The 14190-nt window shown below is 70.3% G+C and carries 10 protein-coding genes; 5 read left to right on the forward strand and 5 right to left on the reverse strand.

Going from position 1 to position 14190, the window contains the following annotated elements:
• Positions 1-82: 82 nt before the first annotated feature.
• From pepN (OG379_RS13510) to OG379_RS13525, 4 genes are all read left to right on the forward strand, one after another.
• The gene (gene pepN, locus OG379_RS13510) at positions 83-2671 is read left to right on the forward strand and encodes an aminopeptidase N (RefSeq protein ID WP_405662406.1); all 2589 of its coding nucleotides are present in this window, start codon (positions 83-85) and stop codon (positions 2669-2671) included.
• 171 nt (positions 2672-2842) lie between these two features.
• Positions 2843-3850, forward strand: coding sequence for a hypothetical protein (locus OG379_RS13515; protein ID WP_405662408.1), 1008 nt, complete (start codon positions 2843-2845; stop codon positions 3848-3850).
• A 154-nt stretch (positions 3851-4004) separates the two neighbouring features.
• Positions 4005-7313: a S8 family serine peptidase gene (locus OG379_RS13520; RefSeq protein WP_405662410.1), complete on the forward strand. Its 3309-nt coding sequence runs from the start codon at positions 4005-4007 to the stop codon at positions 7311-7313.
• 186 nt (positions 7314-7499) lie between these two features.
• Positions 7500-8528, forward strand: a complete 1029-nt coding sequence (locus tag OG379_RS13525) for an aspartate-semialdehyde dehydrogenase (RefSeq protein ID WP_393759351.1) — start codon at positions 7500-7502, stop codon at positions 8526-8528.
• A gap of 69 nt (positions 8529-8597) precedes the next feature.
• Here the strand turns inward: OG379_RS13525 and OG379_RS13530 are convergent, their stop codons facing one another.
• Genes OG379_RS13530 through OG379_RS13540 form a run of 3 tightly spaced genes read right to left on the reverse strand, consistent with a single transcriptional unit; the run spans position 8598 to position 9720 of the window.
• Positions 8598-8945, reverse strand: a complete 348-nt coding sequence (locus OG379_RS13530) for a type II toxin-antitoxin system PemK/MazF family toxin (protein ID WP_405662413.1) — start codon at positions 8943-8945, stop codon at positions 8598-8600.
• Positions 8932-9162: a type II toxin-antitoxin system ParD family antitoxin gene (locus tag OG379_RS13535; protein ID WP_393759347.1), complete on the reverse strand. Its 231-nt coding sequence runs from the start codon at positions 9160-9162 to the stop codon at positions 8932-8934. Before OG379_RS13535 ends, OG379_RS13530 begins: the two co-directional genes overlap by 14 nt.
• A gap of 45 nt (positions 9163-9207) precedes the next feature.
• Positions 9208-9720 carry a DUF1203 domain-containing protein gene (locus tag OG379_RS13540; protein WP_405662415.1) on the reverse strand — a complete coding sequence of 171 codons (513 nt, stop codon included), beginning with the start codon at positions 9718-9720 and terminating at the stop codon, positions 9208-9210.
• A 113-nt stretch (positions 9721-9833) separates the two neighbouring features.
• Here OG379_RS13540 and pepN (OG379_RS13545) point away from each other — a divergent pair, with 113 nt between their 5' ends.
• Entirely contained in the window at positions 9834-12410 is a 2577-nt protein-coding gene (gene pepN, locus OG379_RS13545) for an aminopeptidase N (RefSeq protein WP_405662417.1), read from the forward strand.
• A 56-nt stretch (positions 12411-12466) separates the two neighbouring features.
• Here the strand turns inward: pepN (OG379_RS13545) and OG379_RS13550 are convergent, their stop codons facing one another.
• Both OG379_RS13550 and alc read right to left on the reverse strand, forming a co-directional pair.
• Positions 12467-12880 (reverse strand): VOC family protein, encoded by a 414-nt coding sequence (locus OG379_RS13550; RefSeq protein WP_405662420.1) that lies wholly within the window; start codon positions 12878-12880, stop codon positions 12467-12469.
• 156 nt (positions 12881-13036) lie between these two features.
• A complete protein-coding gene (gene alc / locus OG379_RS13555; protein ID WP_405662422.1) occupies positions 13037-14182 on the reverse strand; it encodes an allantoicase in 1146 nt (381 codons plus the stop codon).
• Positions 14183-14190: the final 8 nt, after the last annotated feature.

Genomic DNA, 14190 nt, shown 5'->3' on the forward strand with positions numbered 1-14190 from the left:
CCTCGCGCCATTCCCGCGCGCGGGCGCCGGAGGCCGCATGGGAGGATCAAAGGTCTTCGATCGAGACACAAAGGAGTGTTCCGTGCCCGGTGAGAACCTGTCCCGCGACGAGGCCCGCGAGAGGGCCGAGCTGCTGACCGTCGACGGTTACGAGGTCGCCCTCGACCTCCGCTCCGCCGTCGGTGAGCCCGACGGGGGCGACGACGCCGGTCCGCGCACCTTCCGCTCGCAGACCACGATCCGCTTCCGCGCCGGCCGTGCGGGGGCCTCGACCTTCGCCGACCTGATCGCCCCGTCCGTGGACGCGGTGAGCCTGAACGGCAAGGACCTCGACCCCGCGGCCGTCTTCGACGGCGTCCGTATCGCTCTGGAGGACCTCGCCGAGGGCGAGAACGTCCTGGTGGTCGACGCGCGGTGCGCGTACAGCCGGACCGGCGAGGGCATGCACCGCTTCGTCGACCCGGAGGACGGCGAGGTCTACCTCTACACGCAGTACGAGCCGGCGGACGCGCGGCGTGTCTTCGCCAACTTCGAGCAGCCGGACCTCAAGGCGCCCTACCGCTTCGAGGTGACGGCGCCCGAGGGCTGGCGGGTCTGGAGCAACGGTGCCGAGGAGTCGCAGGAGGGGGAGGTCCACCGGTTCGCGGAGACGCTGCCGATCTCGACGTACATCACGGTGGTCGTGGCCGGGCCCTACCACTACGTGAGCGACCTCTACACCCGTACGTTCGACGACGGTTCGAAGCTGGAGATCCCGCTCGGCGCGATGTGCCGCAAGGGTCTCGCGCGCTACTTCGACGCCAACGACGTCTTCCTGATCACCAAGCAGGGCCTGGACTTCTTCCACGACAACTTCGACTACCCGTACCCCTTCGGGAAGTACGACCAGGCGTTCGTGCCGGAGTACAACCTCGGCGCGATGGAGAACCCGGGCCTCGTCACCTTCCGCGAGGAGTACATCTACCGCGGAAAGGTCACCTCGGCCTCCTACGAGCGCCGCGCCAACGTCATCCTGCACGAGATGGCCCACATGTGGTTCGGCGACCTGGTCACCATGCAGTGGTGGGACGACCTGTGGCTGAAGGAGTCCTTCGCCGACTTCATGGGGACGTTCTCGATGGTCGAGGCGACCCGCTTCGCCAACGGCTGGATCACCTTCGCCAACAACCGCAAGGCATGGGCCTACCGCGCCGACCAGCTGCCGTCCACGCACCCGATCACGGCCGACATCCGTGACCTGGAGGACGCCAAGCTGAACTTCGACGGCATCACGTACGCCAAGGGCGCGTCGGTGCTCAAGCAGCTCGTGGCCTACGTCGGACGGGACGCGTTCCTGGAGGGGGCGCGCCGCTACTTCAAGCAGCACGCGTACGGCAACACGCAGCTGGGCGACCTGCTCTCGGTGCTGGCCGAGACGTCCGGGCGCGACATGAGTGCCTGGTCGCGCGCGTGGCTGCAGACGGCGGGGGTCAACGTCCTGACGCCGGCCGTGACGTACGACGGGGAAGGCCGGATCGCGGAGCTCTCCGTGACCCAGGAGGCCGCCGCCTCCCACCCGGAGCTGCGGCCCCACCGGGTCGCGGTGGGCCTCTACCGGCTCTCCCCGGAGGGCACGCTGGTGCGGTACGCCCGCGCGGAGACCGATGTCGCCGGCGAGCGGACCGTGGTCGCGGAGCTGGCCGGGAGCGAGAGGCCCGACCTGGTCCTGGTCAACGACGACGACCTCACGTACTGCAAGGTCCGCTTCGACGAGGGGTCCCTGGCGACCCTGCGTGAGCACCTCGGTGACATCACCGACCCCCTGGCGCGGGCGCTGTGCTGGTCCGCGCTGTGGAACCTGACGCGGGACGCGCTGCTTCCGGCACGGGACTTCGTCGCCCTGGTGCTGGCGCATGCCGGCCGGGAGAGCGACATCGGTGTCCTCCAGATGCTGCACGCCTGGGCACAGTCGGCACTGGTGCACTACGCCGCGCCGGCCTGGCGTGAGGAGGGCGGCCGGGCCCTGGCCGAGGGCGCGCTGGCGGAGCTGCGGCGCGCGGAGCCGGGCAGCGAGCACCAGCTGACGTGGGCGCGGTTCTTCGCCGCCGTCGCCGCGTCGGACGCGGACTTCCGGCTGCTGGGCGAACTGCTCGACGGTTCGGCCGTGATCGACGGCCTGGACGTCGACCAGGAGCTGCGGTGGGCGTTCCTGTCTCCGCTGGCCTCGCACGGCAAGGCCGACGAGGCCGCCGTTGACGCCGAACTCGTCCGGGACGACACGGCGTCCGGCAAGCGGCACCACGTGCGGTGCCTGGCCTCCCGCCCCTCGGCGGCGGTCAAGGCGCAGGCGTGGGCGACGGTCGTGGAGTCGGACAAGCTGTCCAACGCTCTCGTCGGCGCGACGATCGCGGGCTTCGGGCAGCCGTCGCAGCGGGAGCTGCTGGCGCCGTACACGGCCTCGTACTTCGAGGCGATCGAGCGGGTCTGGGCCGACCGCTCCATCCAGATCGGCATGGACGTGGTCAAGGGCCTGTTCCCCGGGCTGCAGGACGACCCGGCGACCCTCACCGCGACGGACGCGTGGCTGGCCTCGCACTCGGACGCGGCACCGGCGCTCCGGCGGCTGGTCCTGGAGGCGCGGGACGATCTGGCACGGGCGCTGCGGGGTCAGGAGCGCGACGCGGCGGCGTGAGATTCCGGCGCGCGCCCCGCACACGTGTGTGGGGCGTGCGCCGCACAATCCCCGTCGTGACCACCCTTTTCGGCATTCGAACTGCCGTACTTTAGGACGGCGTTGTCCTGGAATGTCGACGGGCGTGTAACACGGGTTATCGCGGCGCGAGGCTGCGGGAACCTCCCCGGCATGAACCGGAACACCCCACTCTCCTCCCGCCCCGTCCATGAAGTGACCCACCGCGTGCAGTCCGCCGCGCAGCTGCGCTCCCAGGGAGTGACCGCCGCGCGGACCGCGGCCCAGTGCCTGCCCGGCGGTCCGTGGCAGCAGCTGCTCCCCGGCGTGTACCTCCTGCACCCGGGACCGCCCACGAACGACGACCGGGTGCGCGGCGCCCTCCTGTACGCCGGGCGGCCCCCGGCCGGCGCCCGCCGGACCGAGCCGGACCGGTCGGGGCCCGGCTACGGCGAGGCCATGGTGACGGGCCTGGCGGCGCTGGCGCTGTACGGCTTCACGTCGGCTCCCCCGGTGATCGCGCTGCACCGGATCGACGTGCTGGTGCCGCGCACCAGGAGGCTGCGCTCCACCCGCTTCGTCCAGGTCACCAGGGCCACCGTCCTGCCCCGGCCGCAGCGCCGGCTCGGAGTGCCGCTGGCTCCGGTGGAGCGGGCGCTCGCGGACGCGGTGGCCTCGCTCGCGGACGCCTCGACGGTGCGCCGGATCCTGACGGAGGCGGTGCGTGGCGGGTACTGCGAACCGGCGTCCGTCGTACGGGAGCTGAACGACGCCAAGCTGCTGGGCCGCGCGCACGTGGTGGACGCCGTGGACGCGCTGCTCGTCGAGGGCCGGGCGATGGCGGAGAGCCGGCTGTACGAGATGGTGCGCGCCCACCGTCTGCCCCAGCCGCTCTGGAACGTGGAACTGTCGCTGCCGGGCGGCAGCTTCCTGGGAGGGGTGGACGCGTACTGGCCGGATCAGGCGGTCGCGCTCGAACTGGGCACCCGCTCGCCCCGGGAGGAGCATGTCGCCTTCGCCGCGGAGCGGGAACACCTGGAGCGCCTCGGGGTGACGGTGGTGCGGGTGACCCCGAAGCAGCTGCGTGACTCGACGGAGCAGCTGTCGGTGGTGCTGCGTACGGCGATGATGGCGGCCGAGGACCGTGAACCGGCCGCCTACGTGGTGGTCCTGCCCCGGTGAGCCCGGGCCGGTGGCGCAATGGCTCCGGTGGCGGATCTACGCCATGTCACTTTCTCGTCCACGCCAACTCTCCACAAACCCCTGTCATTTACGAAAGGCTGAGCGGTCATCGGGTACCGAATTCCGGACTCTCTCTTTCTTTCACAAAACAGGGATGCTGATGACCAAGGAATCCCCCAGCTCCATACCCGGGGCGAGACGCGCGGCACGCATAGCGGCCGCAGCCGGTCTGGCGGCCGCGCTGGCCGCCTCCGGCGCCGCGCCGGTCTTCGCCGCCGACGACCCGGCGGCTTCCCCCGTGAAGCCCGCCGCCGCGAGTGCGAACGGCGACAAGCTGGGCGAGGCCGACGCCGATGTGCTGGCGAAGGCCGAGGCCAAGGGCGAGAAGAACATCACGATGATGGTCGCCACCACCCCTGGTGCGACCGAGAAGGTCGCCGACCAGCTGGACGCCGTCAAGGGGTCCGTGCTGGGGCAGACGTACGACAAGCTCGGCTATGTCCGGGCGACGGTGCCGACCGCGACCGCCGAGGCCACCATCAAGGCGGCGCAGAAGCTGTCGTCGGTCCAGGGCATCGATCTCAAGCAGGAGATCAAGCTCGACGACCCGACGCCCTCGGGCGACCGGGCCGCCGGCGCGAAGCAGACGAAGTCCACGGGAAGTTACCCGGCGCCCGGCAAGAACACGCCGGCGAAGAACCCGTACAACCCGTCCTTCGAGACGGGGGCGGTCGACTTCGTCAAGCAGCACCCGAAGGCCGACGGTCGCGGGATCACCATCGGCGTCCTGGACTCCGGTGTCGACCTCGGCCACCCCGCGCTCCAGAAGACCACCACCGGCGAGCGCAAGATCGTCGACTGGGTGACGGCGACCGACCCCGTCAGCGACGGCGACGGCACCTGGCTGCGGATGGACCAGGCCGTGTCCGGCCCGACGTTCACGAGCGGCGGCACCACGTACTCCGCACCGGTGGGCTCGTACGGCTTCAAGGTGTTCAAGGAGTCCGCCACCCGTGGCGGCGACATGGCGGGCGACCTCAACCGTGACGGTGACACCACCGACGAGTGGGGCGTGCTCTACGACCCCGTGGCCGGCACCGCCCGCGTGGACCTGAACAGCGACGCCGACTTCCGCAACGACGCCGTGCTCAAGCCGTACAAGGACAAGCACCAGGTCGCCTACTTCGGCACGGACAACCCGGCGACGCAGATCGTCGAGCGCATCCCGTTCGTCGTCGAGACCCGCAAGGATGTCGTCTACAACGCGGCCGGCGCCAAGGCCGACTTCGTCAACATCGGCGTCATCGAGAGCGAGCACGGCACGCACGTCGCGGGCATCACCGCGGCCAACGGCCTGTTCGGCGGCAAGATGAACGGCGCGGCGCCCGGCGCCAAGGTCGTCTCCTCGCGTGCCTGCACCTGGTCCGGCGGCTGCACCAACATCGCGCTGACCGAGGGCATGATCGACCTCGTCGTCAACCGCGGTGTCGACGTCGTCAACATGTCGATCGGCGGCCTGCCGCCCCTCAACGACGGCAACAACGCGCGCGCCGAGCTCTACAAGCGGCTCATCGACATCTACGGCGTCCAGCTGGTCATCTCGGCCGGCAACGACGGCCCGGGCGTCAACACCATCGGTGACCCCGGCCTCGCCGACCACGTCATCTCGGTCGGCGCGTCCATCTCCAAGGAGACCTGGGCGGCCAACTACGGTTCGAACGTCACCAAGAAGTACGACATGCTGCCCTTCTCCTCGCGCGGTCCGCGTGAGGACGGCGGCTTCGCGCCGATCCTGACGGCGCCGGGTGCGTCCATCAACACCACCCAGACCTGGTTCCCCGGCGGTCCGGTCAAGGAGGCGGGCTACTCGCTCCCCGCCGGCTACTCCATGCTGCAGGGCACCTCGATGTCCTCGCCGCAGGCCGCCGGTGCGACCGCGCTGCTGCTGTCCGCCGCGAAGCAGAAGAACATCGAGCTGCCTCCGGCCGACCTGCGGACCGCTCTGACCAGCACCGCCACCCACATCGACGGTGTGCCCGCGCACGCCCAAGGTTCCGGGCTGATCAACATCGTCGGCGCCTGGAAGCAGATCGAGAAGAAGGGCGCCGCGGCGCACGAGTACGCCGTGAAGGCCCCGGTCGACACCGCGATCGACTTCGCGCTGAAGACCCCGGGCTTCGGCACCGGCCTGTACGACCGTGAGGGCGGCCTGAAGGCCGGCCAGAAGAAGTCGTACGACGTCACCGTCACCCGCACCACGGGCCCGGACAAGGCCGTGAAGCACAAGCTGTCCTGGAAGAACAACGACGGCACCTTCTCGCTGACCGGTTCGAGCACCGTCTCGCTGCCGCTCGGCAAGCCGGTGACCGTCAAGGTCCAGGCGAAGCCCCGCACGGCGGGCGTCCACAGCGGGATCCTCGTGGTGGACGACGCGAAGACCACCGGCGTGGACCAGCAGATCCTCTCCACGGTGGTCGTCGCCAAGGACCTGGTGAAGCCGGGCTACGCGTTCTCGACGACCGGCTCGGTGCAGCGCAACGGCACCACGTCGTACTTCGTGAACGTCCCCGAGGGCGCCGAGACCCTCGAGGTCGCGCTGAGCGCCCTGCGCTCGGGCAGCCAGACGCGGTTCATCTCCCTGCACCCCTACGGGGTCGCGGTGGAGGACAGCTCCACGGTCTACTGCTACCCGAACTACGAGAACCCGGCCAACACCTGCCGCCCGGACACGCGCTCCTACAAGGACCCGCAGCCCGGCGTCTGGGAGATCGAGGTCGAGTCCCGCCGTACGTCGCCGCTGCTGGACAACCCGTACAAGCTGGATGTCTCGCTGCTCGGCGCCACCTTCGACCCGGCGGTGCAGACCATCGCCGAGGCGAAGATCGGCACCCCGGCCGCGGTGGACTGGACGGTCACCAACAACGCGGGCGACCTGGAGGGCTCCCTGAAGGGCGGCTCGCTGGGCTCGGCCGACGTCGAGCGGCCGTCGATCGCCACGGGTGGCAAGTACACCAAGACGGTCACCATCGGTGAGGGCGTCGAGAAGCTGGACGTCGCCATCGGGAACACCTCGGACGCCAACGCCGACATCGACCTGCGTGTCCTCAAGGGCACGACCGAGGTCGGTGCCTCCACGTCGGCCGGTTCGGAGGAATCGGTCAGCCTGGTGAAGCCGGCGGCCGGTACGTACACCATCGTCATCGAGGGTTACTCGGTCCCGGCCGGGACCACCGAGTACGACTACCGCGACGTGTACTACGCGCCGTCGCTCGGCGAGATCAAGGTCGACGAGTCCAAGGCCGTGAACCTGGCCAACGGCGCGTCCGCCCAGGTCGGGGCCGAGGTCGTGGTCGCCGGAGCGGCTCCCGAGGGCCGGCAGTTCTTCGGCGAGGTCCAGCTGGTGAACGCCCGCGGCACCGCGGCGGGCACCGGCAGCGTCGTGATCGAGAAGGTCACGCCGTAGCCGTAGCGACGGTGTGATCCGCACGACACCGGAACACCGTGGGGCGGGGGCTCGCAAGGGCACCCGCCCCACAGTGCTGCGCGCGGCCTGTCCGCCTGCCGGACAATGGATTGGACATGGGGGCCATGGACATAAGCATCATGGACCGGCAACCGTGCCCGTTCGCACATCCGTGAGGGAGTCCCAGTGAAGGTCGGAATCGTCGGCGCCACCGGTCAGGTCGGCACAGTCATGCGCAGGATCCTGGCCGAGCGGAAGTTCCCCGTCGCCGAGCTGCGGCTCTTCGCCTCCGCGCGTTCCGCGGGCTCCACCCTCGCGTACGAGGGCACGGACATCACCGTGGAGGACGCCTCCACGGCGGACTACACCGGGCTGGACATCGTGCTGTTCTCCGCGGGCGGCGCGACCTCGAAGGCGCTGGCCGAGAAGGTCGCCTCCCAGGGTGCCGTCGTGATCGACAACTCCTCCGCCTGGCGCAAGGACCCCGAGGTCCCGCTGGTGGTCTCCGAGGTCAACGCGCACGCGATCAAGAACCGGCCCAAGGGCATCATCGCCAACCCGAACTGCACCACGATGGCCGCCATGCCCGTGCTGCGTCCCCTGCACCAGGAAGCGCAGCTCGACGCGCTGACCGTCGCCACGTACCAGGCGGTGTCCGGCTCCGGTGTCGCCGGTGTCGCGGAGCTGCACGGCCAGGCGTCCAAGGTCGTCGCCGACGCGGACAAGCTGACGCACGACGGCGACGCGGTCGACTTCCCTGAGCCGGGCGTCTACAAGCGTCCGATCGCCTTCAACGTGCTGCCGCTCGCCGGCTCGATCGTGGACGACGGTTCCTTCGAGACGGACGAGGAGCAGAAGCTCCGCAACGAGTCCCGCAAGATCCTGGAGATCCCGGAGCTCAAGGTATCCGGCACCTGCGTCCGGGTCCCGGTCTTCTCGGGCCACTCCCTCCAGATCAACGCCCGTTTCGCCCGCCCGATCAGCGTCGAGCGCGCCTACGAGCTGCTGAAGGACGCCGAGGGCGTGGAGCTCTCGGAGATCCCCACCCCGCTCCAGGCGGCCGGCAAGGACGCCTCCTACGTGGGCCGCATCCGGGCCGACGAGACCGTCGAGCACGGCCTCGCGCTGTTCGTCTCCAACGACAACCTGCGCAAGGGCGCCGCGCTGAACGCGGTCCAGATCGCGGAGCTGGTGGCGGCGGAGCTCAAGGGCTGAGCCCCTTCACTCCCGTAAAGGGCGGCCACCGGTTTCCGGCGGCCGTCCTTTCGCGTGCTCCTGCCCGCCTCAGAGCGCGAGGTGCCTACGCAGGGCGGCGTCGATCTCACCCATGCGCTGACGCGGCACGGTGCCGACGCGCCGGAGGAACCGCTCATGAGCCATGGCACGCACCTGCTCGCACTGCACTTTGGAGTCCTTGGGCAGACCGGACTCATCCGCCTGCAACAACACCTGGAAGGGATAGACCCGGGAAGTGTTGGAGGTCAGCGGCACCACCGTGACCACGCCCCGCCCGGTCCGGTCCACCACGGCGTTCGCGCCGTCGTTCGAGACGATCACCGAGGGGCGGGCATTGTTCGCTTCACTGCCTCGCACCGGTTCGTACTCGACCAGGTAGATCTCACCGCGCTTCATCGGTCAACCCATCCCCGGAGAACTGGTCCCAGAACGTGGCATCCTCACTCGCGTCCCACTCCGCGAAAGCCGCCTCGTAGTCGGCCTCCAGGTTGGAGGCGCGCAGCAACTCGATGGCGGCGTGTATGACCGCCGACCTTGAATCCGCCTCGGTCTTCGCTGCGTACTCGTCGACGAAGGCGACATCCTCCTGCGGCAAGCTCACACTGATCTTCATGCCACCCATGCTACCGCGAGTAGGAAGATGTTGGCTACCGGAGTCCTACCGTTGCGGCCGACCGGCCCGCACCTCGAAGTGGAAGCACCCGTACTCCACGGCCCGCACGTGCACCAGCGCCACCTCCGGGTCCGCGAAGGCTTCTGCGAACGCCTCGCCGTACCCCCTCTCCTCGTCGGCCGGGATCTCCAGCAGCCGGCCGCCCACGATCTCGCCCTCCGCGTTGTAGCGCCGGACCGTGCGCAGGGCGCCTGCCCGCGAGAACGGGTAGCCGGCCCGGTCATCCGACGGGCCCTCGCAGTCGTCGGCGTGGATGAACACCGGCCCCTGCTCGTCGTACGCCCCCGGGCGCGCCCAGGTCTCGGCCGCCCAGCGCCGCAGCGGCGCGTAGGAGACCAGGGCGATCCGCTCCCCCGGCTCGGCGCCGCGCAGGCAGCAGCGCAGGGGGTCGCCGCCTTCCACGGCCGTGTACGGGACGCAGGGGCGTCCGGCGTCGTCGGCTGTGCGGAGCTCTTTCAGGGTCCCGGGCCCGATGGCCCGTGCCTCGTAGATGGTCATGGTCCGAGGGTGGCCCGGATGCCTGCGCCGGTCCGGCGGAAAACGGACATCGCGCTGCGCCTGCCCCACGTGGAAGGATGACCAAAAACGTCGCATATCAAGGAGATGACCGCGTGCCTGGCACGAATCTGACCCGCGAAGAGGCACAGGAGCGGGCGCGCCTGCTGACCGTGGACGCGTACGAGATCGATCTCGACCTCTCCGGCGCGCAGGAGGGCGGCACCTACCGGTCCGTCACCACCGTGCGCTTCGACTCCGCCGAGGCCGGTGCGGAGACCTTCATCGACCTGGTCGCGCCGGCCGTGCACGACATCGTGCTGAACGGCAAGGACCTGGACATCGCCGCCGTGTTCCGGGACTCCCGGATCGCGCTGAAGCATCTCCGGGCCGGCGCCAACGAGCTGAAGGTCGTCGCCGACTGCTCGTACACGAACACCGGCGAGGGCCTGCACCGGTTCGTCGACCCGGTGGACGAACAGGCCTATCTGTACACCCAGTTCGAGGTGCCTGATGCCCGCAGGGTGTTCGCCAGCTTCGAGCAGCCCGACCTCAAGGCGACCTTCCGGTTCACCGTGAAGGCTCCGTCCGGGTGGACCGTGATCTCCAACTCGCCGACCCCGGAACCCGAGGGCGACGTCTGGTCCTTCGAGCCGACGCCGCGCATCTCCACGTACATCACGGCCCTGATCGCCGGCCCGTACCACGCGGTGCACAGCAGCTACGAGAAGGACGGCCAGTCGGTGCCGCTCGGCATCTACTGCCGGCCGTCGCTCGCCGAGTACCTCGACGCGGACGAGATCTTCGCGGTCACCCGGCAGGGCTTCGAGTGGTTCCAGGAGAAGTTCGACTACGCGTACCCCTTCGCCAAGTACGACCAGCTCTTCGTACCGGAGTTCAACGCCGGCGCGATGGAGAACGCGGGCGCGGTCACCATCCGCGACCAGTACGTGTTCCGTTCGAAGGTCACCGACGCGGCGTACGAGACGCGCGCCGAGACCATCCTCCACGAGCTGGCCCACATGTGGTTCGGCGACCTGGTCACCATGGAGTGGTGGAACGACCTGTGGCTGAACGAGTCGTTCGCCACGTACACCTCCATCGCGTGCCAGGCGGACGCCGCGGGCTCGAAGTGGCCGCACTCCTGGACCACGTTCGCCAACTCCATGAAGACGTGGGCCTACCGCCAGGACCAGCTGCCCTCGACGCACCCGATCATGGCGGACATCCAGGACCTCGACGACGTCCTGGTGAACTTCGACGGGATCACGTACGCGAAGGGCGCCTCGGTCCTGAAGCAGCTCGTGGCGTACGTCGGCAAGGACGCGTTCTTCCAGGGTGTCCAGGCGTACTTCAAGGCGCACGCCTTCGGGAACACGCGTCTGTCGGACCTGCTGGGCGCACTGGAGGAGACCTCCGGCCGTGACCTGAAGACCTGGTCGAAGGCGTGGCTGGAGACGGCCGGCATCAACATCCTGCGTCCGGAGATCGAGACCGACGAGAACGGCCACGTCACCTCGTTCACCGTCCTCCAGGAGGCCCCCGCGCTCCCCGCAGGGGCGAAGGGCGAGCCCACACTGCGCCCGCACCGGATCGCCATCGGCTGCTACGACCTCGACGCGGCCGGGAAGCTGGTCCGCACGGACCGGATCGAGCTGGACGTCGACGGTGAGCGCACCACCGTGCCGTTCCCGTCCGGCACGGCGCGCCCGGCGGTCGTCCTGCTCAACGACGACGACCTGTCGTACGCGAAGGTCCGCCTCGACGAGGAGTCGCTGCGGGTCGTCACCGCGCACCTGGGTGACTTCGCCGAGTCCCTGCCCCGCGCCCTGAGCTGGGCCTCGGCCTGGGACATGACGCGCGACGGCGAGCTGGCGACGCGCGACTACCTGGCGCTGGTCCTCTCCGGCATCGGCAAGGAGACGGACATCGGCGTCGTGCAGTCGCTGCACCGCCAGGTGAAGCTGGCCCTGGACCTCTACGCCGCCCCGGAGTGGCGCGAGGCGGGTCTGAACCAGTGGACCGAGGCGACGCTCGCGCACCTGCGCGCGGCGGAGCCGGCCAGTGACCACCAGCTGGCGTGGGCCCGCGCCTTCGCCGCGACGGCGCGCAGCCCGCTCCACCTGGACGTGCTGCAGTCGCTGCTGGACGGCACCCAGGAGATCGAGGGTCTGGCCGTCGACACGGAGCTGCGCTGGGCGTTCGTGCAGCGCCTGGCCGCGACGGGCCTCATCGACGAGGAGGAGATCGCCGCCGAGTACGAGCGTGACAGGACGGCCGCGGGTGAGCGCCACGCGGCGTCCGCACGCGCTGCCCAGCCCACCGAGGAGGCGAAGGCCGAGGCGTGGGCGTCGGTCGTCGAGTCGGACAAGCTGCCGAACTCCCTGCAGGAGTCGGTCATCGGCGGCTTCGTCCAGACCGAGCAGCGTGAGCTGCTGGCTCCGTACACGGAGAGGTTCTTCGCGGCGGTCAAGGACGTCTGGGACTCGCGCAGCCACGAGATGGCCCAGCAGATCGCGGTCGGCCTGTACCCGTCCCTCCAGGTCTCGCAGGAGACCCTGGACGCCACGGACGCCTGGCTGGAGTCGGCGCAGCCGAGCGCGGCCCTGCGCCGGCTGATGTCGGAGTCCCGGTCGGGCGTGGAGCGTGCGCTGAAGGCCCAGGCCGCGGACGCGGCGGCGGCCACCGCGTAGCGGGACCCGCACAGCGAGGGGGCGTCTCCGCCGGGAGGCGCCCCCTTCCGTACCGGCTAGGTGAGCGGTTCCTCGGCCCGGCGCTCCTCCGCGTCCTGCGGATACCAGCGCAGCTCGACGGTGTTGCCGTCCGGATCCTGTACGTAGACCGACTGCGCCCGGCCCCGGGCGCCGAACCGCTCCCCCGGGCCGTCGAGCACGGTGAAGACACCGGAGTCGATGACCTGCTGCCAGTCCAGGGGCTCGACGACCAGGCAGATGTGGTCCACGTTGGACTCGCCGCGGGGACCGCTGAGCAGGTCGATGATGGTGGTCGGGCTGACCCGTACCGAGGGGAACGGGACCTCGCCGGAGCGCCACTCGTCCACCCGGACCGGCTCCAGGCCGAGAGGCCCGCAGTAGAACTCCAGCGCCCGCTCGACGTCCCGCACATTGAGCACCAGATGGTCGAAGGCCTTGACGCGCAGCATGGGCCGCCCTTTCGGTGTTGACGCCGCCGGTTCTCGCTCGTTGCCGGACATCCTCCCCCGAGGGGCCCTCGCGCCGCTGCCCGAATGAGAACCGCCCGGCGGACGGGCGCCTGATGCGCAGCCGTCCGCCGGGCGGGAGTTGTGGGCGTCCGGGCGTCAGCCCCTGGACTGCTCGTAGCGGCGGGCCAGTTCGGCCGTGCCCGCCTCCGTCGGCGAGCCGTGGAGGCGCATCCTGGCCACGCCCCCGTCGGGGTAGGCGTCCAGGCGTACGTGGGTGACCACGGCCTCGGTGTCGAGGACGAAGCGGTGCAGGGTGTCGGGCTGGAGCCGGGTGCGCGGGAGGATCTCGAACCACTCGCCGCTCTCGCCGTCGCGGCCCTGGAGGCCGATCCAGCCGGCCGCGTTCCCCTTGAGATAGGCGGTGTCGATCTCGACGGCGCGCACCGCGCCCTGGGCGGGCAGCCGGAAGCGCACCCAGTCGTTCGTGCCGCGGACCCGGCGGCGGCGGTTCTCCCAGCCGTCGTCCATCTTGCGGGAGGTGCCGGGCAGGATGATCTGCGCCGGCGACGAGTAGAAGCGGTCCGAGGCGTCCTCGTACATGCCGCCGTTCAGGATCGAGATCAGGTCGATCGTGCCCAGCGCCGCGAGCCAGGCCGGGTCGGGGACGACCTCGCCGTGGACGCGGAGGCGGGCGATGCCGCCGTCGGGGTGCTGGCAGATCCGCAGGTGGGTGTAGCGGCGGCCGCCCGTGACCTCGAAGCCGTTGGCCGCGTGGCCGCGTACGGGGGTCGGCGGGACGAGCTCCTCCCACTTCACGTCGTCGGCGAGGAGCTCCTCCGGCCCGGGGGCGCCTTCCACGGCCGTCGCCTGGACGGAGACGCGCTGCGGGTAGTTGCCGCGGAAGTGTGCGGTGTCGACGACGATGCCGCGGATGATTCCGGGTGTGCCCAGCCGGACGATCGCCCAGTCGTGGTCCTCGGGGGCGGGGAAGGGGTGGTCCGCGTCCACGCCCCGGCGGCGGCGGGTCTCCCAGCCGTCCATGATCTTGCCCTTGTGGCCGAAGCGCTCGGGGTCGAAGACGGCGGGTTCGCGGATCAGGAGGTTCTCGCGCTCGGCGAAGAACTCGTCGTTGGCCGCGATCACCCCCGCGCCGAGGCGACGGTCCGCGAGGTCGACCAGTTCGGTGAAGGGGAAGTCACCGGTCCGGTAGTCGGCGTAGGGGTCGCCGCCGCCGTAGGGGGCCGCGTCGTTGGCGTGCGGGTCGGTGGAATGGGGCTCCGTCTGGATCTTGTCGGTGGGCATGCCCCCAC

The sequence above is a fragment of the Streptomyces sp. NBC_01166 genome, from assembly GCF_045039765.1.
GTDB lineage: Bacteria > Actinomycetota > Actinomycetes > Streptomycetales > Streptomycetaceae > Streptomyces.

Bases quoted from the DNA above. Each gene is read 5' to 3' on its own strand.
- OG379_RS13515 (WP_405662408.1), top strand. From the start codon at position 2,843: ATGAACCGGAACACCCCACTCTCCTCCCGCCCCGTCCATGAAGTGACC.
- OG379_RS13520 (WP_405662410.1), top strand. From the start codon at position 4,005: ATGCTGATGACCAAGGAATCCCCCAGCTCCATACCCGGGGCGAGACGC.
- OG379_RS13530 (WP_405662413.1), bottom strand. From the start codon at position 8,945: ATGAAGCGCGGTGAGATCTACCTGGTCGAGTACGAACCGGTGCGAGGC.
- OG379_RS13535 (WP_393759347.1), bottom strand. From the start codon at position 9,162: ATGAAGATCAGTGTGAGCTTGCCGCAGGAGGATGTCGCCTTCGTCGAC.
- OG379_RS13540 (WP_405662415.1), bottom strand. From the start codon at position 9,720: ATGACCATCTACGAGGCACGGGCCATCGGGCCCGGGACCCTGAAAGAG.
- OG379_RS13550 (WP_405662420.1), bottom strand. From the start codon at position 12,880: ATGCTGCGCGTCAAGGCCTTCGACCATCTGGTGCTCAATGTGCGGGAC.
- alc (WP_405662422.1), bottom strand. From the start codon at position 14,182: ATGCCCACCGACAAGATCCAGACGGAGCCCCATTCCACCGACCCGCAC.